This window comes from Amycolatopsis sp. 195334CR, from assembly GCF_017309385.1.
Taxonomy (GTDB): Bacteria; Actinomycetota; Actinomycetes; order Mycobacteriales; family Pseudonocardiaceae; genus Amycolatopsis.
Genome location: NZ_JAFJMJ010000002.1, coordinates 2,085,162 through 2,107,507, shown reverse-complemented (window position 1 = coordinate 2,107,507; position 22,346 = coordinate 2,085,162). Strand labels below are relative to the sequence as shown.

The 22,346-nt window shown below is 73.9% G+C and carries 14 protein-coding genes; all 14 read right to left on the bottom strand.

What is annotated here, in order from left to right; all coding sequences use genetic code 11:
- Positions 1–2 precede the first annotated feature (2 nt).
- Positions 3–1,079, bottom strand: a complete 1,077-nt coding sequence (locus JYK18_RS47065) for a beta-ketoacyl synthase N-terminal-like domain-containing protein (protein ID WP_206807308.1) — start codon at positions 1,077–1,079, stop codon at positions 3–5.
- The gene (locus JYK18_RS32945) at positions 1,076–2,308 is read right to left on the bottom strand and encodes a beta-ketoacyl synthase (RefSeq protein WP_206807307.1); all 1,233 of its coding nucleotides are present in this window, start codon (positions 2,306–2,308) and stop codon (positions 1,076–1,078) included. The genes JYK18_RS47065 and JYK18_RS32945 overlap by 4 nt, the downstream gene beginning before the upstream one ends.
- Before the next feature lie 21 nt (positions 2,309–2,329).
- Complete coding sequence (fabG, locus tag JYK18_RS32940; RefSeq protein WP_206807306.1) at positions 2,330–3,067, bottom strand: 3-oxoacyl-ACP reductase FabG; 738 nt, start codon at positions 3,065–3,067, stop codon at positions 2,330–2,332.
- Positions 3,064–4,077 (bottom strand): beta-ketoacyl synthase N-terminal-like domain-containing protein, encoded by a 1,014-nt coding sequence (locus tag JYK18_RS32935; RefSeq protein ID WP_206807305.1) that lies wholly within the window; start codon positions 4,075–4,077, stop codon positions 3,064–3,066. Before JYK18_RS32935 ends, fabG begins: the two co-directional genes overlap by 4 nt.
- On the bottom strand, positions 4,074–5,300 hold the full coding sequence (locus JYK18_RS32930) for a beta-ketoacyl synthase (RefSeq protein ID WP_206807304.1): 1,227 nt from the start codon (positions 5,298–5,300) through the stop codon (positions 4,074–4,076). Before JYK18_RS32930 ends, JYK18_RS32935 begins: the two co-directional genes overlap by 4 nt.
- Positions 5,300–5,608: an acyl carrier protein gene (locus tag JYK18_RS32925; RefSeq protein ID WP_206807303.1), complete on the bottom strand. Its 309-nt coding sequence runs from the start codon at positions 5,606–5,608 to the stop codon at positions 5,300–5,302. Before JYK18_RS32925 ends, JYK18_RS32930 begins: the two co-directional genes overlap by 1 nt.
- Positions 5,605–6,558, bottom strand: coding sequence for a 2,3-diaminopropionate biosynthesis protein SbnA (gene sbnA, locus JYK18_RS32920; RefSeq protein WP_206807302.1), 954 nt, complete (start codon positions 6,556–6,558; stop codon positions 5,605–5,607). Before sbnA ends, JYK18_RS32925 begins: the two co-directional genes overlap by 4 nt.
- A 94-nt stretch (positions 6,559–6,652) precedes the next feature.
- A complete protein-coding gene (locus JYK18_RS32915; protein WP_206807301.1) occupies positions 6,653–9,283 on the bottom strand; it encodes an AAA family ATPase in 2,631 nt (876 codons plus the stop codon).
- Positions 9,284–9,576: 293 nt separating this feature from the next.
- Positions 9,577–11,334: an AMP-binding protein gene (locus JYK18_RS32910; protein ID WP_206807300.1), complete on the bottom strand. Its 1,758-nt coding sequence runs from the start codon at positions 11,332–11,334 to the stop codon at positions 9,577–9,579.
- On the bottom strand, positions 11,331–12,950 hold the full coding sequence (gene hutH / locus JYK18_RS32905) for a histidine ammonia-lyase (RefSeq protein ID WP_206807299.1): 1,620 nt from the start codon (positions 12,948–12,950) through the stop codon (positions 11,331–11,333). Before hutH ends, JYK18_RS32910 begins: the two co-directional genes overlap by 4 nt.
- Before the next feature lie 278 nt (positions 12,951–13,228).
- Complete coding sequence (locus JYK18_RS32900; protein WP_206807298.1) at positions 13,229–14,122, bottom strand: CdaR family transcriptional regulator; 894 nt, start codon at positions 14,120–14,122, stop codon at positions 13,229–13,231.
- 371 nt (positions 14,123–14,493) lie between these two features.
- On the bottom strand, positions 14,494–17,322 hold the full coding sequence (locus JYK18_RS32895; protein ID WP_206807297.1) for an AAA family ATPase: 2,829 nt from the start codon (positions 17,320–17,322) through the stop codon (positions 14,494–14,496).
- Positions 17,319–19,589, bottom strand: coding sequence for an AAA family ATPase (locus tag JYK18_RS32890; protein ID WP_206807296.1), 2,271 nt, complete (start codon positions 19,587–19,589; stop codon positions 17,319–17,321). Before JYK18_RS32890 ends, JYK18_RS32895 begins: the two co-directional genes overlap by 4 nt.
- Complete coding sequence (locus JYK18_RS32885) at positions 19,586–22,342, bottom strand: LuxR family transcriptional regulator (protein WP_206807295.1); 2,757 nt, start codon at positions 22,340–22,342, stop codon at positions 19,586–19,588. Before JYK18_RS32885 ends, JYK18_RS32890 begins: the two co-directional genes overlap by 4 nt.
- Positions 22,343–22,346: the final 4 nt, after the last annotated feature.

Sequence of the window (22,346 nt, the reverse complement as noted above, 5' to 3'; positions counted from 1 at the left end):
TTTCAGGCTCCTTGCTCGGGGGTGTCCAGGACGCGCAGGACCCCGCAGCCGACCTGGCCGTCCGGGTCCACCGCGGTGATCAGGGCGTATTCGGTCGAGGGGTCGGACACCGCGGTGGCCACCTGGAAGGCGGCCGACGCGCCCGCGGTGTCGCCGATCAGCCGGGCCGGGAAGAGCACGCGCGCGTTCTCGCCGAGCACCCCGGCCACCGCCGCGTGCTCGACGTCACCGTCCACTCCGGACAGCACGGCGGTGTCGATCCCGCCGGGTGCCAGTCCCGCGCTCACCATCGCCCGCCGGATGCGCGTGGTCAGCGCGGCCCTGGTGTCGGCGGGATCGAGCGCGGTGCCGAACTCCAGTGCCAGCACCTCGGCGATCGGGGTGCGGCCGTGCGCGGCCGCCGATTCCGCGGTCTCGGTCAGGAAGAGGCAGCTGCCCTCCCCGAGCGGGCGCGCTTCCTGCCCGTCGAGCCCGTGCCAGGTGATCCACGACCGGCGCTGGTTGAGGTCCTCCACCGCACCGGCCACCACCATCGGGGCCCGGCCGGCGCGGTGCAGCCGCCGGGCGTAGTTCAGCACCGAGAGCCCGGTGACCCGGCCGGAGGTGATCGTCGAGTTCGGGCCCTGGAAGCCGAACTTCACCGCGCACTGCGTGGTCGGGAAGTTCATCGCGGTGCTCGGCAGTTGCCTGCCGTTGACGTGGTACGGCAGCGCTTCGGTGAGCGAGTCGTACATCAGGTCCATCGCGCGGTCGGTGGTGGTCAGGTCGCCGCCGAGCACCAGCGCGCGCTCGGCGGGCCCGTATTCGGCGAGCGGGTGCTCGCGCAGCAGCAGCGCGAGCGTGCCGACCGCGAGCCCGCCGGGCCGCCCGAGACCGCGTTGCGCCCGGGTGTTGATCTCGCAGTCGGAGATCAGCAGTTCGCTCACCGCGGCACCGTCGACCACGCCCGCCTCGGTGTACGGCACCTCCTGCTCGGAGTCCACTCCGGACAGTGCGGACCGGCTTTCCCTGATGCCGTCGGTGAAAGCGGTTGAGCCGAGGCCGTACGGGGAGATCACCGACATGGCCGAGATGATCACGACGCGCTCCTTTCGTACCGCTTGAGCACCACGGCCGCGTTGAGCCCGCCGAACCCGAGCGAGTTGACCAGCGCGATCTTCGGTTCCGCCCGCCTCGCCTGGTTCGGCACGCAGTCCACCGGGCACTCCGGATCGGTGGTGGTGTGGTTGATCGTCGGCGGCAGGAAACCGTGCTCCAGCCCCAGGATCGCGGCGATGCTGGAGTGCGCGGCGGCCCCGCCCATGGTGTGCCCGATCATCGACTTGATCGCGGACACCGGCGGCACCGGCACCTCCCCGAACACCTCGGTGAACGCGGCGGCCTCCATCGGGTCGTTGGCCTTGGTCGCGGTCCCGTGCGCGATCAGCAGGTCGACCTCGGCCGGGGTGACGCCCGCGTTGTCCAGCGCGCCCCGCAGGCATTCGGCCACCCGCTCCCCCGACGGCCGCGTGGGGTGCCCGGCGTCGCAGTTGAAGTGGTAGTCGAGCACCTCGGCGTGGATGACCGCGCCCCGCGCCTCCGCCGCCTCCAGCGGTTCCAGCAGCAACATCGCCGCACCCTCACCGAGCACCACGCCGGTGCGGTCGGCGTCGAACGGGCGGCATTCGTCTCGGGCCAGCGCGCCCAGCCGGTAGAAGGCGGCGAAGGACTTGCGGCACGGGGAATCCGCGCCACCGACCAGCGCGTAGGACACCTCGCCGGCGCGCAGCGCGTCCAGGCCGTACCCGATCGCGTAGTTGCCCGCCGCGCAGACGTCGGGCAGGGTCACCAGCTCCACGTCGTCGAGGCCGAGGTCGTCGGCCACCGAAACCGGCATGCGCCCCAGGCGTGCCCGGCGCGCCAGCACCGGATCGATGTCGGCGAGCCCCTTGTTCACCTCGGTGGTGGTCATCTCGTCGACGTCGCGGGCTTCGCCCTCGGTGGTGCCGACGGCGACCAGTCCGCGCGAGGCCCGCAGCCGGGCGGGTGCCATCCCGGCGTCCTCCACCGCCATCAGCGCGGCGGCGGCGATCATCTGCGTCGCCCGGCCGTAGTGCGGCCGCTCCTCGTCGAAGGCGAACGCGGGCACCTCGCAGACCTTGCCGTAGTCGAACCCGGTCACGTCGAAGGCGGTGACCGGGGCGGCGCTGCCGCGCCCGGCCAGCAAGCCGTCCAGGAAGGCCGCGCGCCCGATGCCGATGCCCGAGATCACCCCGATCCCGGTCACCACCACCCGGCCCGATCGGCCGGCCGGTGCCCCGTTGCCCATGCCTAGCTCCTTCCGGTGCGCTCAGCCGCCGTAGCCGCCGTGGATTTCCAGCACCGAGCCGGTGATGTAGCCCGCCTGCTCGGAACTGAGGAACCCGACCAGCTCGGCGACCTCCTCCGGGCTGCCGGCCCGGCGCAGCGCGATCGAGTCGATCAGGGTGGTGCGGGCCTTCTCCGGCATGGCGTCGGTCATGTCGGTGTCGATCAGGCCGGGGGCGACCACGTTGGCCCGCACGCCGAACCGGCCGACCTCCCTGGCCAGCGACTTGGTGAAGCCGATGATCCCGGCCTTCGAGGCGGCGTAGTTGGTCTGCCCGGCGTTGCCGTAGATCCCGCTGACCGAGGACAGCGTGGTGATCGAGCCGGCCCGGCGCTTCATCATCGGGTAGGCCACCGCGCGGCAGACGGTGAAGACCCCGTCCAGGTTCGTGCGCAGCACGCTGGCCCACTTGTCGTCGGGCATGGTGGCCAGCGGGGTGTCGGCGGTGATGCCCGCCGCGGTGACCGCGGTGGTGACCGGGCCGAGTTCCCGTTCGGTGCGCGAGACCCACTCGCGGACGGCGGTGCCGTCGGTGACGTCGGCACGCACCGCCAGCACGCGCGTGCCTTCCTCACCGAGCTCCTTCTCGAGTTCCGTGGCCGCGCGCTCGTCGGCGCGGTAGCAGAAACTCACGTCGTAGCCGTCCTGGGCCAGCTGCCGCACGCACGCCCGGCCGATCCCCCTGGCACCACCGCTGACCAGGGCCACCCCTGCAGTCATGAACTTCCTTCCACTCGCAACAGGATTCCCGCCACGCTGCCGGCCGGATCGCCGGACAGCACGAGTACGAGGCGCCCGGCCGGACCGGGCGCGCAGAGCGCCGACGCCACCGCGAAGGCCGCACCGGCGGCACCGGTGTCCCCGAGCGCGCCGGTGCCGGGGACGCGGCCGAGCTTGTGCTCGCCGAACATCGCGGCGGTCACCGCGCGCTCGGCGCCGGACCCGGTGGCGGGCACGGCCGCCCAGATCTGCTCCGGGGTCACCTCCGCCCGCGCCAGCAACGCCGAAGCGGTGGCTCGCAGGGCTTCCGGTTCGTCGTCGAGCACCACCCGGCTGTGCACCGCGAGGACCTCGGCCAGTCCGTCCACATCGGACTCCACGGCGAAGAACACCCCGCCCTCGCCGAGGACACCGCCGCCGTTGTGGTGGTTGGCCCAGGCGCGCTCGGCCGAGTACTCCTCCACCGCACCGGCGAGCACGCGGTCCGCGCGCCCGGCGCCGAGCAGCCGGTGCGCGTAGGCCAGCGCGAACAACCCCGCCCCGGGCCCACCGGCGAGCGTGGTGTTCGGCCCGGTCAGCCCGTACCGGATGGCGCACTGGCCGGCCGCGTAGTTCATCACCGCGGCGGGCAGCACCTTCGTGTCCACCTGGTGCGGCCGCCGGCTGAGGAACGAGTCGCGGGTGATGGTCATGGTGGAGCGCAGGCTGCCCGCGGTGGTCCCGAGCACCAACCCGGTCCGGTCGCCGGGCCCGGTGCCCGCCAGCCGCCCGACGGTGGCCAGCGCGAACACCGTCGCGCGGTCGGTGGACCGGCCGACCTTGCCGCCGACCAGCTCCTGGGGGTCGTAGTCCGGTACCAGGCAGGCACCGGGGTCCGGCACCGCCCACTCGTCCCCGAGCGGCGCCGAGGTCTGCCTGCCCGAGCGCACCCCGTCGGCGAAGGCCTCTTTCCCCGCGCCGAACGGGGACACCGCCGACCACGCGGTGATCACCGGAACGCCCGTGCTCATACCGGAGTCCTCTCGTACTTGCCGAGCAGCACCACGGCGTTGTTGCCACCGAAGGCCAGCCCGTTGCTCTGCACCACCCGCAGGTCGGCCTCGACCGCCCGGTTCGGCACGCAGTCCACGCCGCAGGCCGGATCGGTCTCGCGGTGGTTGATCGTCGGCGGCACGAAGCCCTGCTCCAGCGCCACCGTCGCGGCGATCGCGGCGAGCGCGGCGGACGCGCCCATCGTGTGGCCCAGCATCGACTTGAGCGAGACGGTGCGAGGCGGCCGCTCGCCGTAGACGTCGCGGATCGCTTCGCACTCGGTGACGTCGTTGAGCTTGGTGCCGGTGCCGTGCGCGGAGATCAGGTCGACCTCGTCGGGCTTGACGCGCGCGTCGTCCAGCGCCAGCCGCATGCACCGCGCCACGCTGTCCTGGTCGGGCGCCACCGGGTGGCCGCCGTCGCAGTTGAGCCCGTAGCCCAGCACCTCCGCGTGCACGGTGGCGCCGCGGGCCAGTGCCGAGTCGAGCGTTTCCAGCAGCAGGATGCCCGCGCCCTCACCGTTGAGAATGCCCGCGCGGCCGACGTCGAACGGGCGGCAGGCGTCCGGCGCGACCAGGCCCAGCCGGTGGAAGCTGGCGAAGTTGCGGCGGCTGACCACGTCGGCGCCACCGGCGAGCGCGTAGTCGGCCGCGCCGGAGCGCACCGCGTCGAAGGCGTCGCCGATCGCGTAGTTGCCCGCCGAGCAGGCCGTGCCCAGGGTGTAGGCGTCTACATCGGACAGTCCGAAGTGGGCGGCCACGTCGAGCGCCAGCCGCTGCGCGGAGAGGCGGCCGGTCAGCACCGGGTCCAGGTGCTCGGGCCCGGCACCGACCGTGGTGGCCACCAGGTCGTCGATGTCCTGCGACTGCCCGTCGGTGGTGCCGACCACGACCATGCCCCGCCGGGGCCGCAGGTCCTCGGGCCCGAGCCCGGCGCCGGTCAGCGCCATCGCGGTGGCGGCCGTGGCGAACCGGCTGGTCCGGCTCATCCCGCCGAGGTCGCCGGAGAGCCACTCCTGCTCGTGGAAGTCCTTGACCTCGCAGACCAGTTCCGACGGGAAGCCGGTGGGGTCGAAGGCGGTCGCCGGGCCGGCACCGTGGCGACCGGCCCGCAACCCGGCGGCGAACTCGGGCACTCCCACGCCGATGCTGGACACGGCCCCCATTCCGGTGATCACCACCCGGGCCGGCTCGGCGGGCATCAGACCCCGCTCACCGCGCCGGAGACCGGCTGCCCGGCGGCGACCCCGCCGGACCAGCCCAGTTCCCCGGCGATGAACTCGTAGACCGTGGCCAGGCTGGTCAGCTGGGTCAGGTCCACCTGGTCGATCTCCACGCCGAAGCGCTTCTCCAGCGCGGCGAGCAGATCGATCGCGCTCAGCGAGTCGATGCCGAGGTCCTCGTCGAACAGCGTGTGCTCGGTGAGCTCCTCGGGTTCGATCTCGAAGGCCTCGCAGGCCAGTTCCTTGATCACGGCCTTGCGCTCGGCGATCTCAGCGCTGTCGCTCATCTGTGCGCCCCTTCCGTCTCGTAGTTGCTGCTGAACCACCCGTCGTCGTAGATCGAGTCGAGGTAGCGCTCACCCAGGTCCGGCGCGATCAGCACGCCGGTACCGGACATCCGGTTGCGCGAGAGCCAGTCCAGCGCCCCGGCCAGCACGGTCCCGGTGGACCCGCCGAACAGGAAGCCGTGCCCGGCCAGCTTGCGGCACATCGCGATCGAGTCCGGTTCGCTCACGTGCACCACGTCGTCGGCGAAGGTGGCGTCGAAGATGGCCGGCGGGGTGCTGGTGCCCAGCCCGGGGATCAGCCGCCGCGAGGGCGGCAGGCCGAAGGTCACCGAGCCGACCGCGTCCACCGCGACCACGGTGACCGGCAACTGCTCGTCCCGGATGTAGCGGGCACAGCCCATCAGCGTGCCGGTGGTGCCCGCGCCGACGAAGAGCACCTCCACGTCGGGGAACTGCTTGAGGATCTCGGGTCCGGTGGTGCGGTAGTGCGCGCCCCAGTTGTCCGGGTTGGCGTACTGGTTCAGCCAGACGTACCGGTCGTCGCGGGTGCACAGGGCCCGCACGTGGTCCAGCCGCGCGGTCAGGAAACCGCCGTCGGCCCCGGGCTCGGTGATCAGGTGGACCGTCGCGCCGTAGCTCTCCATCAACCGCACCGCGGCCGGGTTGCACCGGATGTCGGTCACGCACTCGAACCGGCGGCCCTTCGCCGCCAGGATCATGCTCAGCGCCACCCCGAGATTCCCGGACGACGATTCCACCAGCACCGAATCCGGCCGCAGCGCGCCCGACCGCTCGGCGGCGGCCACCATTTCCGCGGCCGCCTTCAATTTGATCGAACCGGCGAAGTTGAATCCCTCGCACTTGAGGTAGAGCGGCTCCCCGACGATCCCGAGCAGATCGACGTAGAGGTCACCGACGTTGAACTGGTGCGGTTCGGTGATCAGCGGCATACCGGCCGCCTTCGCCGAATTCCGGAGTGGTCCATGAATCCATCATCTCCCTGTTGACCGCGGGGAACAATCCGCGAAAATCTGATAAAAAGCCTCAAGCGACCTGGAACCGCAGCCCGGTCAGCTCGACCCGGGAATTGACGTCCAGTTTCCGGAAAATGCGGCCGAGGTGCGCGTGCACGGTGTGCGGGGAAACGAACATGCGCGCGGCGACCTGACGATTCGTCAGCCCCTGCGCGACCAGTTCGGCGACGTCGCGTTCGGTGTCGGTGAGGCTGCCCCAGCCGGACACCGGGCGCTCGGCGTAGGTCCAGTGCCGCCGCCGCACCCCCGCCGCCCGCAACCGGCTGCGCACCCGCGCCACGTCACGCGGGGCACCGGCCGCCTGGTAGGCCTCCAGCGCGGTGTCGAGTTCGCGGACCACCTCGTCGGCGGACTTGCCGTCGCGGGCGAGCAGTCCGGCGAGGTCTTCGGCTGCGGAAGCCCGCGCCCACCCGTGACCGTGGGCGGCCACCGCCTCGCGCAGCTTGCCCGCCTTGCGCCGGAGCAGGCCCGCGGAATGGGCGGCCGCGGCGGCGAGCGGCGCGCAACCGGGGTTGCGCTCGGCGAGGTCCTCGGCTTCGGAGGCGACCAGCCCGGCCAGCGCGGTGTCGTCCGCGGCGAGCGCGGTGCGGACCAGCCACCCGGCCGCCGCCGGGTGCAGCAGCAGGGGCTGCGTCGGGCGCGAGTCCCCGAGCAGCGCGATGACGTCGGCGGGTTCGAGGCGGGCGGAGGCCAGCTGCAGTTCGAGCCAGAGCAGTGCGACGGGGTCGTGGCCGGGCTGCTCGCGGTAGTCCGCGATGTGCTGTTCGGCCTCGCCGAGTTCACCGCGCCGCAGCGCGAGTTCCCCGAGCACGACGGGCACGCTCCCCTGCGCGGCCTCGTCGAGGCGGCCCGCCCAGAGCGAGATGCGCGCGCGAGCCGCCTTCGCCGCTTCGGCGAAGGGCACGTGCCCGGCCTGGTCGATCCGGGCGGTGATGTCGGCCAGTGCGCGTTCGGCCTGGGCGAATTCGCCGAGCTGGGCCAGGCGTTCGGCCAGCACCAGCGCGGGGTGCGGCAGCGGGACACCGGCCAGCGACGGCACCGGGCACTGGGCGGCGATCCGGTTCAGGCGCAGGCTTTCCGCGATCTCGCCGCGGGACCAGGCCTCGTCGGCCAGCACCTGGCGGGCCACCGCGCCCACCGGACCGTCCTCTTCGGACAGAGCAAGGGCGGCTTTCGGGTCACCGGTCGCGGCGAGGCGGACCGCGCGGGTTTCCGGTTCGCCGTCGGCGTCCAGCTCGGCGGCGGACGCGGTGCCCCGGCCGGTGAGCATTTGGATCGAGGCGGCGATGGTGCACAGCCGTTCCGCCACCGCCGGCTCGGGTGCTTGCACGAGCGTGGTGGAGATCAGGTCGGTGGCCTCGTCGTACCGGCCACAGCGGAGCAGTCCCGCCGCCCGGGTGAGGGCCAGCTCTGGCACTTCGAGGTCGCCGGGAGTGGTCAGCGCCAGCGCCTTTTCCGCGATCGTCGCGGCCGTGGCCGGTTCGGTGTCGACCACGCGCTCCGCCGCGACGGCCAGCGCGCGCACGGCCTGGGTGTCCCCCGGCAGCGCGCCGCTGAGCAGGTGGTCGACCGCCGAAGCGCGGGCCTCGGCACCCCGGCTGAGCAACAGGAGCCCGGCCTGGCGGTGCAGCGCGGTCCGCACGGACGCCGGGATGGTCTCGCTGATCGACCGCCGGAAAAGGCCGCAGCAGAAGGAAAGTTCACCGTCACCGGAGTCGGTGAGCACGCCGGAGGAGACCACCTCGCGCACCGCGCGGGCGACGTCGGCGGCGGTGCGGCCGAGCAGTTCGGCGACGTCGGCCGCCTGGAAGGTGTGCCCCAGCACGGCCGCGACCTCCAGCACCCCGAGGGTGTCGGCGCTGAACCCGCTCAGCCGTTCGCCGACCGCGTCGGTCAGCCGCGCGGGCAACCGGGCGACGACCAGTTCCGCGTGCCCGTCGTGCACCCGGACGGCCTTGTCCTCACGCAGTCCTTCGGCCAGTGCCATCAGCAACGCGGGATTCCCCGCGGCTTCGGCGACCAGTCCGGCCAGTTCGCCAGCGGGCGGGGCGCCGAGCACCTGCCCGGCCAGTTCCACCGCGGCCGTCTCGGACAGCGGGCCCAGCCGCAGGCGCGGCGCCCCGGCTTCGGCGAGGCGGTCGAACAGGCGGGCCGCGGCGGCACCGGTCCGGCCGTGCTCGGTCCCGTCACGCCGCGCCAGCACCCAGAGCACCGGCGCGTCCCGCAGGTGGGCCGCGAAGGACTGCAGCGCGGCCAGCGTCATCGGATCGGTCCAGTGCACGTCGTCCAGCACGATCAGCTGTGGTGCCCGGCGGGCGCGGTCCTCGATCTCGCCGAGCAGGCGGGCGGACAGGCGCATCGGGGTGTCGTCGGGCCTGCCCAGCGCCCACACCGTCGCGCCGAGCGCGTCGGCCAGCGGCGCCAGCGGCGTCCACTGGGTCAGCTCGTCGGCGCGGGCCGAGCAGGCCACCACACCGTGTTCCGCGGCGGCGGCCACGGTCTCGGCCAGCAGCCGGGTGCGGCCGGTACCCGGCGCACCCTCCACCAGCACCACCCCACCGGTGCCACCGGACAGCGCGGCGAGCGCGCCGGTCAGCGCCGACCACTCACGGTCACGATCGTTCCAGGTACGCACAACCATCTTTGTCACCCATTCCGCGTATCTCCGACCGCAACGTATGCGCGCTGTCGACGGACCGGCTATCCGCAGGTATCGGAATCCGGCCAGCCCCCGTAAAGGCTGAGAATTTTCACAGTTTCCGCGCCGCCCCGGGAAAAGGAACTCTCCGGTAATCGGGCTTAAATTCGTGGTGCCGTACCACCCCGGCCGGGAACTTCCGGCGACCGCACCGCCGGGACCGCGAGCGTCAGCGGATCGGGTAACGGGGTTGAGCGCCCAGCTGCCACTGGGCGCTCAAGTCCTTTTAGGACGTTCTACGCCCGAGCGGCCACGGCGACCTTGGTGCGGTCCGGGGATTCGGCGTAGAGCAGGTCCACCAGCTCCGCCCGGCGCCGGAGCACCGCACTGCGGTTGAGCTGCCCCTTGTCGGTGACCTCGCCGGCGTCGATGTCCGGCGGCGTGGTGGTCACCACCAGGCGTTCCACCCTGGCCGACGCGCCCATGCCCTGGTTCAGGTCCGCCAGCACCACGGCCAGGTGCGAGAGCACGGCGGCGTCCTGGCCGTCGCCGACGATCTCGCGGACGCGTTCGGGGTGCGCCCAGGCGATCGCCGTGACGTAGGACCGGTTGTCCCCGACCAGCACGGCGTCGCTGAGAATGCCCGCCGCGGACAGCAGCCGGTTGCGCAGCCTGCCCGAGACCACCCAGGTCCCGCTGTCCAGTTTGAAGTCCTCGGCGATGCGCCCGTCGAACACCACGCCCCGCCGCGGATCCCCGCCCTCGTCGGCGATCCGCACGGCGTCACCGGAGCGGTAGAAGCCGTCCTCGTCCACCACGTCGGTGAAGTCGGCCCCCAGGTAGCCCGGCGTGACCGACGCGCCGCGCACCCGGATCTCCAGCCTGCCCGCGACCGGCGCCAGCTTGATTTCGGTACCGGGCAACGGAACCCCGATGCCCCGGTCGGCGCCGCCGTAGGTGGAGGTGGCCGCCGGGCCGGTTTCGGTGGACCCCCACGAGGACACCACCGGCACGTCCCGGCCGGTCGCGTCCCTGGCGATCTCGCGCAGCCGCGCGCGCAGTTCGTCGGGCAGGTCGGCGCCCGCGTACAGGATCATGTCGATCCTCGACAGCGCACGCGCGGCCAGCGCGGGGTCCGCGGTGAAGCGCTGCACGAGCTGCGCGTACCCGGCGGGCACGTTGACGCAGATCGTCGGCGGCACCGACCGCAGCGCGCCGACGGTGCGGTCGAATTCGCCGGGTCGCGGCGAACCGTCGTCGATGTACAGGCTGCCGCCGTTGGTCAGCGCGAGGTGCAGGTTGTGGTTGGCGCCGAAGGTGTGGTTCCACGGCAGCCAGTCGGTCAGCACCGGCGGGTGGTCCGCCAGGAACGGCCAGATCTGCCGCAGCATCTGCTGGTTGGCGCTGAGCATGCCGTGCGTGTTGACCACGCCCTTCGGCATGCCCGTGGACCCCGAGGTGAACAGGATCTTGGCCGTGGTGTCCGGTGTCAGCGCGGCGAAGGCCCGCTCGACCTCACCGGCAGGCACGGTGGCACGCAGGTGCGCCAGGTCCTGGGCGAGCACGGACGGCGCGCCGACGGCGGCGAGCGCGGTCCCGAACTGGTCCCCGTTCTCGGCGTAGACCAGGCCCGGCCGGACCAGGCCGGAAATGGCGCGAAGCCGGGCGTGGTCGGTGGCGCGCAGGGAATAGGCGACGCTGGTCGGCACCACCGGGATGCCGGTGAGGTAGCACGCCAGCGTGAGCAGCAGGTGGTTCAGCGAGTTGCCGGACAACACCATCAGCGGCGCGGCCGGGCCCAGCCCGCGATCGAGCAGGGCCTGGCCGAGCGCGGCGGCACCGGCGGCCGCGTCGCCGTAAGTCAGCTCCCGCCAGCCTTCGCCGTCGCGCTCGGCGGCCAGCACCGCGCCGGGCGTGCTTCCGGCCCAGTACCGCAGCGAATGCGCCAGTGTCGGCGGGTGCTCGCCGAGCGGTTCGGCGCAGCCGATCACCTGGCTCCCGTCCGGCAACCAGGAGCGGGTGAGCCGGGCGGTGGCCGCCACGGCGCCGGTCACCGGGTGACTCCCTCGGTGTACAGCTCCACCGCCGCGCGCAGCTCACCGCTGGCGATGAGCGAGGCGACCCGCTCGATCTCGGTGTCCATCGCCCGGTCGCGGTCGAGGAACCCGCACACCTCGCGGACCGCGCCGTGCGCCGCCGCGGTGGGCGCGCTCAGCACCTCGGTCCCGCGCAGGTCCGCGGCCTGGCACAGGGCGATCAGGTGGATCGCGGTGATCCGCTGGACCAGCTGCACCACCGACCGCGCGTCCCGGGCGGCGATCGTGCCCATGCTGACCTTGTCCTGGTTGTGCGCCTCGGTGGAGCGCGAGAACGACGCGGCGGGCATGGTCCACTTCAGCGATTCGGCGGCCAGCGAGGAGGCCACGATCTGCATGCCCTTGAACCCGTGGAACAACCCGGCCTCGTAGTCGCCGTCGGCCACCCGCGGGATCAGGTTCGGGGTCAGGCCGTTGTTGAACTTCTCGTCCACCACCAGTTCGAGCTGCCGGTCCAGCAGGTCGCCGACGCTGGCCACCGCGGTCTTGAGCGCGTCCATCGCCTGCGCCACGTGGCCGCCGTAGAAGTTGCCGCCGTTGCGCACCGCGGCCGCGGGCACCTCGAACAGCGGGTTGTCGTTGGCGGAGTTGACCTCCACGGTCAGCCAGTGCCGCGCCCAGTCGGTGGTGTCGCGCAGCACGCCGGTCACGTGCGGGGCGCAGCGGATCGAGTAAGCGTCCTGAATGGACTGTTCCAGCTCGGCGAAGTCGGTGTCCGGGCGGCGGACCCCGTTGTCGGCGGTGGTGTCGGCGTACAGCGCCGCGCGGATCGCCGCGGCGCTGCGCAGCACCCCGTCGTGGGGCTTGGCGTCGAACAGGAACGGGGCGAAGTGCCCGGGATTGCCCAGCAGCACCTGGCTGGTCATCGCGGTGCACAGATCGGCGGCGAAGGCCAGCTCGGCCGCGTCCTGCAGGGCCAGCACGGCGAACCCGGACATGAACGAGGTGCCGTTGACCAGTGCCAGACCCTCCTTCGCCTCCAGGGTCAGCGGGGTCAGGCCGGCGTCGGCGAGCGCGGCGGCGGCGGACTTCTCCTCACCGCGGTGCAGCACCCGGCCCTGCCCGGTCAGCGCGGCGGCCAGGTAGCTCAGCGGGACCAGGTCACCGCTGGCGCCCACGGTGCCGCGCTCGGGGATCAGCGGCAGTACATCGTGGTTGATCAGGTCGAGCAGCGCGGAGACCAGCTCCGGCCGCACCCCGGAGTGCCCGCGCGCCAGGCAGTTCGCCCGCACCACCATGGTGGCGCGCACCACGTCGGGCTCGGCCATCGGGCCGACCCCGGCGGAGAGGAAGCGGACCAGGTTGTCCTGCAGGTCGCTGGTCTTGCGCTTGGACACCTGCCGCCGGTTGCTGTCGCCGAAGCCGGAGGTGACCCCGTAGATCGGCGTGCCGGAGTCGATCAGGCGGTGCTTCAGCGCGTTCGACTCGCCGATGCGCCGCGAGGCCTCCTCGTCGAGGGCGACCGTGCGCAGTTCCGGGCGCCGCGCCAGGCCGGCGATGTCGTCCAGGGCGAGCGTGCGCCCGTCCAGGTGCACCACGCGGAGCTGGGGGCGCTGGTCGGTGGGGGTGGCCATGTGTGTGTCCTCTCTGGCGGATCCGGCGTGGCCTGGGTGGGGATCAAGCGGTCAGCCACCGCGATCGTCGTCACCCATTCCGCGTATCACCGCACGAAAGGTATGTGCGCCACCGAAGGACGGGCTATCCGCAGGAATCGGAATCCGGCCAGCCCCCGTAAAGCCTGAGAATTTTCACAGTTTTCCGGTAATCGAACGGTCGTTCGCGCACGCCAAGCACCCCGGCCACGACAATCGTGACCGGGGTGCTTTTCCACCCACTGGGGGTTGGGTGGAGCTCAGGCGGAATTGCGCGAGGCGTACACCGTCATCGCCGCGCCGAGCAACTGGGCGCCGCGCCCGGTCATCGGGTTGTGACCGGTGATCTTCTCGATCCGCCGCAGGCGGTAGTCCAGCGTGCTGCGGTGGATGTAGAGGTCCTTCGCCGCGCGGCTGCGGTTGTAGTCGGCGCGGATCAGCACGCCGAGCGTCTCGCGCAGCACGGTGCTCGCCATCAGCGGGCGGATGATCTCCACCAGGTTGTCCGCGATCGCCTCGTGCTGCGAAACCGCGTACTCCACCAGGAAATCGTCGCGGCCGTACACGCCGGGCTCGCTGCCCGCGGCCTTGGCCAGCTTCAGCACGTCGACCGCTTCCCGGTACCCGTCCGGGATCTCGGCCCTGGCCCGCCCGGCCACCGCGCACCACACGCGGCCCCGCAGCCGCCTGCCCAGTTCCTGCACGATCCGCGCGGACCGGTCGCCGTCGTCGTCCGGGATCAGCGCCACCGCACCGGAGGGGCACGGCGCCACCAGGGTTTCCGGGCCGTAGCCCGCGAGCGTCTCGGTCAGTTCGGCCTGCCCGTGCGGGCCCGACTGCAGCACCGCCACCACGTACAGCTGCGCCAGCAGCGGTTCCACGTGCGGTGGCGCGGTGCCGTCGGCGATCAGCCGCGCGGCCAGCTCGGCGGGCGGGTGCACCGCGGCCTCCAGCGGGCCGGCCGTGTCGGCGCCCGCCTGCTCGGCCGCCGCGCTCTCCAGCAACACCCGCAAGCGGGCCCGCACCCTCGGCGGGGCCGCTTCGGCGAGCGAGCCGATCAATTCGGCGAGTTCACCCGCCGGCGATTCCCCGGCCGGCACCAAGTGCAGCGGCCAGCCCGCCTTGGCGGGCGGAGCGATCGGTTCGTTCAACATCGAATACGCCTGCTTCCCGTCGGCGGCCACCTATCCGGCGGCCGTTTCCCGGAATCTTTGCCATTGCCCGCCGACATTCGAATGCATCGACTCGTCCCCTGCCTCGAAAAAGATCCCTCGCCGCGCGCCGGCGGCATGTTTCGAATACGTTTCCGAGGCTAGGAACGCTGGGTGATCAAGTCAACCGAAACCCACACGGTCGAAGGGAAGCGGGGCTAATCTCGTGGTGCCGTACCACCGCCCGGCCGGGCAGTGGGCGGACCACACCACCCCGGTACGGTTGGTGAAAGTCTTCCTGAGCTGGCACTTCACGCGCAGTTCACAGTGGGTTGGGGCGGCTGCCCCGGAGCGGTGCGGGTGGGGGTCGCGGGTCACCAGGTGCGGGCGCGCAGGGCCCCGGCGAGCTCCGTCCGGCGCTTCACGCCGAGCTTGCGGTAGGAGTTCGTCAGGTGCTTCTCCACCGCCCGCACGCTGACCTCCAGCGACCGGGCGATCTCCTGGTTGGTGTTGCCGCCCGCGGCCAGTTCCACCACCCGGCGTTCGGCCGGGGTCAGCGTGCCCGCGCCGGGCTTGCGCTCCCCCGCCTGGCGGGCCCACCGCTCGGCCATCGCGTCACCGCAGTCGAGCGCGATCTCCCGCGCGCGGGCCAGGTGGTCGGCGGCCTCGTCCGGCGCGGTCTCCCGGGCGCGCTGGCCCAGCCGCACCAGGGCCCTGGCCAGCTCGGAACGGTTGGCGGACTTCTCCAGCACGTCCACCGCCTCGCGCAGCAGGGCGAGCCCGGCCGGCCCCGGGGTCAGGTCCCCGGCCACCCGCGAAGCCCGCCCGACCGCCGCGGCGGCACCCCACTCGTGGGCCCGCAGCAGTTCCTGTTCGGCGATCTCCCTGGCGGCCTCGGGATCCCCGAGGCGCTTGTGCAGTACCGCCGCGGAGAGCCGCCACGAGAACAGGCCGGGGTTGCGCCAGCCGGCCCGTTCCAGCTGCCAGCCGGTGTCCAGGATGAACGCCAGCGCCGACTCGCGGTCGCCCTCCAGCGCGGCCGCGGTCGCCCGCAACAGCCCGAGCAGCCCGTTGACCAGTACGTTCGGGCCTTCCTCCGGCGGGTCGGCGAGAAGACGGCGGATCAGCTCGGTGTCCCGGTTGTTGATCGCGGTCAGCGAGAGCGGGACCAGCATCGCGGTGCCGGTGCGGGCCCAGTCCGGCGGTGGGCCGGACACCAGGCGGTGGGCGATCTCCCCGGCCTCGGCCAGGCGGCCCCGGTTGAGCGCGACCAGCGCTCGTTCGGCGTCGATCAGGTCGCGTTCCACCCCGCCGCCGTTGTCCAGGCTCTGCTCCAGCGCGCTGTCCAGCCAGGTGCTCAGCTCGTCCACCGAATCGGCCGCGCACAGGGTGTCCACCAGCAGCGGCAGCACCCCGTGCACGTGCGAGGGCGTCGCGGGCTCGCGGCGCAGGATCCGGGCCCCGAGCCCGGCCACCTCGGCCGCGGTCGAGCCGGACACCTTGGTGGTGGCGTAGAGCAGGACGGTGAGCAGTTCCCGTTCGGCCGGGGTGGCCACCGCCGGGTCCGGGCCGAACCCGCGCAGCCGCCACGCCGAGGCCATCAGCTCGGCGGGATCGGCCGAGCCGATGTGCCGCGCCCTGGCCTCCAGGTGCCGCGCGAGTTCCCGGTCGCCGCCGGTCAGTTCGTGCTTGCCCAGCTGCGCCATCACCTCGTCGAGCAGGTCGCGCACGTACGGCGGGGCGTCGGCGAACAACGCGGGCGAGAGCCGGACCAGCGCGGCGGCCCGGTCCCTCGGTTCGCTCAGCAACGCGGTCGCCTGCGCCACGTGCCGGACCGACGCGGCCCGGTCGACGCCGACCACCGCGGTGGCCAGCGCGACGTAGGCCGCCGCGCGGTCGGTGTCGTCGAGCGTGTCGTCCAGCAGCAACCGCCGCAGGTACCGGACGGCCGCCTCCGGCGCGCCCCGGCGGATCGCCGCGTCGGCCGCGCTGCGCAGCGCTTCGGCCGCCCACGGCAACCGCACCGACAGCACGCCCAGCAGGCGTTCGGCCACCTCTTCCGCGGGCCGTCCGCTGAGGTGCAGTTCCTCGGCCGCGCGCACGTGGGCCCGCTCGCGCTCCTCGACCGTCATCGACTCGTCGAGCGCGTCCCGCACCAGCACCTGCGCGTACCGCGGGGTCCGCCCCACCAGCAGGCCGAACCGGGCCAGCGTGCGCAGCGCCAGCTCACCGGCCACCTCGTCGAGCCCGGTCAGCCGCCCGATCAGGTCGAGGTCGGCGCGCTCGCCGAGCACGGTGATCGCCTTCGCCACCTCCCACACCGGCGACGGCTGCGACCGCAGGCACGCCAGCAGCCAGTCGCGCAGCCGGACCGGCCGGGCCGAGTGCACGCGGGCGCGGTTGGCCGCCACCGGCGCGACCTCCTCGGCGGCCAGTTCGTCGAGCACGGCGGCCAGGAACATCGGGTTGCCGCCGGTGACCGCCAGGCAGGCGGCGGCGAACTCCTCGTCGGCCCGCGCGCCGGTGTGCCAGTTGACCAGGCCCAGCACCGCCGCGGCGGACAGCGGGCGCGGCCGGACGGTGGTGGTCGCGGCCTCGGCGAGCTGGCGGACCAGCGGCTCGTCGGCCAGCGCGTCGCCCTCGCGGATCGAGCACACCAGCAGCACGGGCAGGTGCTGCACGTGCTGGGCCAGGTGCGTCAGCCAGCGCAGCGACGGCTCGTCGGCGTAGTGCACGTCGTCGACCAGCACCAGCAGCGGGCCGCGGTCGGCGCTGATGTTCGCCAGCAGCGCGTCGAGCCCGGCCAGCAGCTGCCGGTGCGGGATGTCGCGGCGGATCATGCCGTTCACCGGCGAACCGTCGTCCGGCCGCGCGCAGACGCGGCCCGCGGTCCCGGTCAGCCAGGTGTCGCGGACCGGGGCGGGCGCGGCGTACAGCAGCGGGTTGAGCAGCTGGCCGATCACCCCGCAGGTGAACTCGCGTTCCAGGCGGGCGCCGCCAGCGCGCAGCACGGTCATCTTCGGCTGCTGGATCACCGACGGCAGCTCACGCAGCAGGGCCGACTTCCCCGCCCCCGGCGGCCCGCCGACCAGCAGCACCGAACCGGAGCCGTCCCCGGCGGCCGCGGCGGCGGCTTCGGCGACGGCCAGCTCGCCCTCGCGTTCGAGCAGGGGCGGCCGCCGCACGGTGATCAGCCCGCTCATGTCCGGTCCAGCACGATCGCGCTCATCCCCTTCACCCGGTCCAGATAACCGGGTTCTCCCCACCGTTCGGCCAGCGCCCGCTCCTCCAGCACCAGCCGCCGCGCCTCCTCCGCCTGCCCGTTGGCCTGGTACGCGATCCCGGCCAGCACCCGCCACGACAGCAGCACCGGGTTGAGCCACTGCCTGGCCAGCATCCGGCGCCCGCTCTCCAGGAACAGCTCCAGCGCCTCGGCCGCTTCCCCGTCGGCCAGGCGCACCAGCCCGGTGGCGAACAGCGCCTGCGCGCCCCCCATGCTGTGCTCCACCCCGGGCGGCAACGGCTCGGCCGCGCACCGGCGGGCCGCGTCGGGCCGGTTGCGCCGCAGGTGCAGGGTCACCGTGAGCGCCCTGGCGTGCCCGGCCACCATCGGGTGCCAGCCCTGCTCCGGCAGTTCCTGCGCCATCCAGTCGAAGTAGCGGGCCGCCTCGTCCCAGCGCTCCTGCACCAGCGCGACCGAGCCGCGGGTGAGCATCGCCCACACCGCCGCCGCGCGCATCCCGCGCCGGCGCGCCTCGACCAGGATCGCGTCGAGCCCCCTGGCGGCTTCCTCCGGCGCGCCGCCGAGCATCAGCACCGCCCCGGCGAGCAGGCTCGGGCTCAGCGGCCCGTCCTGGCGGCTCGGCACCTCGAGCGCGGTCCTGGCCAGCGCGAGCGCGCGCGGCCGGTCGGTACCGCGGACGGCGAGCAGCCAGGCGGCCACGCCCGCGCTCGCCGGGGTGTCCGGCGGGTCGGGCAGCGGGGGTGCGGTGCTGAAGCTGTAGTCGTCCAGTTCCGGGATGGTCTCCTCGGCGAGCGCGCACAACGCGGCGAGCGTGGCGCGCTCGGTGGCCGAGATGCCGTCCAGCCGCGCGGCCGCGGTGAGCGTGCGCCGGGCCACCGACGGCCGTCCCTGCGAGACCAGCATGTCGGCGGCCCGCAGGCGCAGCGCCGGGTCCACCGGCCCGCTGCCCAGCAGCACCCGGACCAGCCTGCGGTCGCTGGCTTCCGGCGCGGTGACCGCCTCGACCGCGGCCAGTTCGACCATCAGCCGGGCCTTCGCCGCTTCCTCGGCCGGTTCGCGCAACGCGCGTTCGAGCAGGCGGGCGGCTTCCTCATGGCTGCGCCGGGCGTGGAGGCGGCGGGCTTCGCCATAGAGCAGGGCCCCGGTGCCCGGCGCTCCGGTCGGGGCGCTGAGCACCACCCTGGCCAGGAAGGCGGGTTCGGCACCGGCACGCGACCCCAGCGCGAACACCCGGCGGAACAGCTCGGCCCGCTCCTCGGTCGGCATCCCGGCCAGCACGCGCTCGACCACCGCCGGCTCGGTGAACCGGACCGGCCGCGCCGGGCCGCCGTCGTCGGCGAGCCCGAGCCGCCGCAGCACCGCGGCCGCGCGCGCGGCGACCGCGGGCGGCAGCCCGGACACCGCGCAGACCAGCTGCCAGTCGAAGTCGTCCCCGCAGATGGCGGCGGTCCTGGCCAGCGCGGTGGGTTCGGGCGCGAGCACCCGCATCACCCGGCTCACCCAGTCGCCCCTGGCTTCGGCCGCCCCGGTGGCGAGATCGGCCGAACCCGCCGCCGCCAGCAGCGCCGCCCGCACCACCGACGGCACGCCGCGGGAGTTGTGCAGCACCTCGGCCGCCGCCCCCGGATCGACCGGCTCGCCCGGGTTCGCGCTGAGCAGCCGCCGCACCCCGGCGGTGGTCAGCGGGCGCAGGCGCAGCACGTGCCGGACGGACTCGTGCACGGTGGCCTCGGCGCCCAGCTCCCCGGTGAACGACTCGGCGGGCGAGCCCAGTTCGTTGATCGCCACCACCACCAGCAGCGGCGCCCAGCTCAGCCGCCGCAGCAACGCCCGCAGCCAGAGCCACGACCGGTCGTCCATCCACTGCGCGTCGTCGAGCACCAGCATCAGCGGGCGCTGGCGCGCGGCGGCGACGAAGTTCTCGCACAGCGCGGCGACCGACACCGGCTCGCCCGCGGTGAACTCGGCGGGCAGCCCGGCGGCGAAGGTGCCGACCACGTCGTTCCCGGTCCTGAACCCGCCGGGCGCGTGCGGGATCCCGGCCGCGTGCAGCACCCGCACGTCCTCGGCCGCGGCGACCGCCATCGCCTGCCGCAGCAGCGCCGTGCGCCCGGCCCCCGGCGGACCGCTGATCTGCACGAAGGCCGACCGGCCCGCCGCCAGCCCGGTCACCACCGAGGCCAGCACCTCGAGTTCGGCATCCCGGTCGACCAGCAGTTCGCTCACGCACCCAGCCCCTCGGACCGCGCCCGCAGCGCGGCGGGCAGCTCGTCACGCAGGCCGATCCGCAGCTTCCGGTACACGCTCGACAGGTGGGTTTCCACCGTGCGCAGGGAAACGAAGAGGCGGTCGGCGATCTCGCGGTTGCTCTCCCCCGCCGCCGCCAGCTCGGCCACCCGCAACTCGCTGCCGCTGAGCGCGCCGAGGCGGCGGCCGCCGAGCACGGTGTGCATCCGCCCGCCCGCCGAGACCAGCAGCTCCCGCGCGGCCGAGCCGAGCGCGAGGTAGCCGGACTGGGTGGCCACGGTGATCGCGGCCCGCAGGTGCGCCCGCGCGCCCTTGGTGTCGTCGTGGGCCAGCAACGCCCGGCCGAACAGGAACTCGGCCCGCGCGTGGCTGAGCGGGGCCGACGCGCCGGACAGGCGGTCGGCCGCCTCGGCGAGCACGTCGAGCGACCGCCGCCCGCGCGCGGCCACCCCGGCGGCGAGCAGCGCCAGCCCGGCGCTCTCCTCGGTCTGCCAGTCGCGGGCGGCCTGCTCGCCGTACTCGGCCAGCGCGGCCGCTTCGGCGTGCCGGTCCAGTTCGGCGAGCAGGCAGGCCGCTTCCAGCCACCACGGCACAAAAACCGGGTTCCGCACCCCGGCCTCGGCCAGCCGGTTGCCGCAGTCGAAGAGGATGGCGAGCGCGCTGGCGTGATCGCCGCGCAACCGCAGCACCTCCGCCGAGACCAGCACGGCCTGCGGGTACATCCAGCCGAAGTGCGGCCAGCGCGTGCGGACCAGCAGCGCCTCCGCCCGGTCCGGCTGCCCCATCTTGACCAGTACCGACGCCAGCCGCACCGAGGGCACCACCGCCTCGGCGACCATGCCCTCCAGTTCGGCGGCGCCGTGCATCGCGGACTGGGCGTCGGCGGCGGCGTCGGGCAGTTCGCCGAGCCCCTCCAGCACGGTGGCGCGCGCGGCGAGCGCGGTCCGGCTGACCGGCCCGCCCGCGGTCTTGAGCAGCCGGTTGAGCGCGGAGAGCGCCTCCTGCGGTTCCCCGGCGAAGGTGAGCGCGGTGGCGGCGGCGATGATCGGCGGCGGGTACCGCGACGGCAGGCCCTGCACCAGCGCGAGCCGGGCCTGCGCGGCCACGGCCGCGGCGTCCCGCCCGGCGAGCATGGTGGTGTACGCGGTCAGCCCGCCCTGCACGCGGCTGCCGTGGGAACAGCTGTCCGACTGGGGTTCGGGCAACCTCGACAGCACGTGGGCGGTGGTGGCCTCCTCGCTCAGGCCGACCGTGGTCAGCGCGACCTGGATGCGGCCGCGCAGGTCGTGGTCGCCCTCGTCGGCCCGGCCACCGCGCTTCGCGTCGAACTCGGTGAGCATGCGGTCCAGCACGCCGAACGCCTCCGGGGCCCGCCGGGCGGCCAGCGCGGAGGCGCCGAACAGGTGCGCGAGCCGGGCGCGCACGCGGACGTCGGGGATCCGGTCGATCGCCCGGCCGAGAAAGGCCATCGCCGCCGCCGGATCGGTGCCGACCACGGTTTCGGCCAGGCGCACCACGGTTTCCGCGTCGTCCGGCGCCCAGTCCAGCACCCGCGAGAGGTACCGCACGGCCGCGTCCGGGTCCTCACCGCGCACCGACGCGGCGGCCTGGCACAGCACCCGGTGCATCCACTGCTCGGGCAGTTCGGGCAGGGCCATCAGCAGGTGCGCCACCCGCGCGGCGGGCACGCCCTGATCGGTCAGCACCGCCGCGGCGTGCCAGCGGAGCCGGACCACTTCGCCGTCCGGTACCTGGGCGAGCGCCGCGCGGCCGAACTCGGGATGGGCCACCAGAGCGGCTTCCGGCCGCAGCACCTCGTCCCGGCGCAGGGTGTCCACCGCTTCGGCGATCAGCGCGTCCGGCAGATCGCACAGCACCGGCAGGGTCGCCAGATCGGCCGGGCCCGCATCGCCGAGCACGGCCAGCGCCCGCAGCACGACGCCGACGTGCGCCGGACGACTGGTGAGGTAGTCGCGGACGACCAGGGCGAGCAGCCGCTCCCCTGCCGCCACCACCCGCGGTACCGCGGCGGCGTCCGGCCGGACCCCGCGCGCGGCGAGTTCGTCGAGCAGGCGGCGCAGCAGCCGCGGGTTGCCGTCGGACATCCGGGCGCACGCCGCGGTGAACCCGCCGTCCGGCACCGCGCCCAGCGCCCGCACCACCGCCCGCCGCACCTCCGCCTCGGGCAGCGGGTCCAGCCGCAGCGACGCCAGTTCGTGCTCGGCGGCCAGCCCGGCTGCCCGGCCGGCATCGCCCTGGCCGAGGGTCGCCACCACCAGCAGCGCCCGCCCGGCCGACCGGCGGAGCAGGAAGTCCAGCCACCGCAAGGATTCCTCGTCCGCCGAGGGCACGTCGTCGACCAGCACCACCAGCCCGCCGCGGTCCACCGCCCGCATCAGCGGGCACATCACGTCGGCCAGCAGCGCGAACCGGTCGGCCTCCGGCCGGCGGAGGACGTCGTCGATCCCGCCCAGCGGCACCATCAGTTCGCGCAGCACGCCGTACGGCTCGGCCTCGGCCGGAGCGGCGGCGTAGAGCACGGTCCGGCCGTCCCCCACCTCACGCCGCAGCGCGTGGAGCAGGCTCGTCTTCCCGGCCCCCGGCGCACCGCGGACCAGCACCAGCGGCGGTCCGCCGGGCTCGCGCACGGCGGCGCTCAGGGCGGCGAGTTCGGCCGCCCGGCCCATCGGATCCGGCAGCTGGGCCAGAACACCCGTCCCGCGAGTCGCCACGCCT

Bases quoted from the DNA above. Each gene is read 5' to 3' on its own strand.
- JYK18_RS32925 (WP_206807303.1), bottom strand. From the start codon at position 5,608: ATGAGCGACAGCGCTGAGATCGCCGAGCGCAAGGCCGTGATCAAGGAA.
- JYK18_RS32895 (WP_206807297.1), bottom strand. From the start codon at position 17,322: ATGAGCGGGCTGATCACCGTGCGGCGGCCGCCCCTGCTCGAACGCGAG.
- hutH (WP_206807299.1), bottom strand. From the start codon at position 12,950: ATGGCCACCCCCACCGACCAGCGCCCCCAGCTCCGCGTGGTGCACCTG.
- JYK18_RS32900 (WP_206807298.1), bottom strand. From the start codon at position 14,122: ATGTTGAACGAACCGATCGCTCCGCCCGCCAAGGCGGGCTGGCCGCTG.
- JYK18_RS32930 (WP_206807304.1), bottom strand. From the start codon at position 5,300: ATGCCCGCCGAGCCGGCCCGGGTGGTGATCACCGGAATGGGGGCCGTG.
- JYK18_RS32935 (WP_206807305.1), bottom strand. From the start codon at position 4,077: ATGAGCACGGGCGTTCCGGTGATCACCGCGTGGTCGGCGGTGTCCCCG.
- JYK18_RS32945 (WP_206807307.1), bottom strand. From the start codon at position 2,308: ATGGGCAACGGGGCACCGGCCGGCCGATCGGGCCGGGTGGTGGTGACC.
- JYK18_RS32915 (WP_206807301.1), bottom strand. From the start codon at position 9,283: ATGGTTGTGCGTACCTGGAACGATCGTGACCGTGAGTGGTCGGCGCTG.
- sbnA (WP_206807302.1), bottom strand. From the start codon at position 6,558: ATGCCGCTGATCACCGAACCGCACCAGTTCAACGTCGGTGACCTCTAC.
- fabG (WP_206807306.1), bottom strand. From the start codon at position 3,067: ATGACTGCAGGGGTGGCCCTGGTCAGCGGTGGTGCCAGGGGGATCGGC.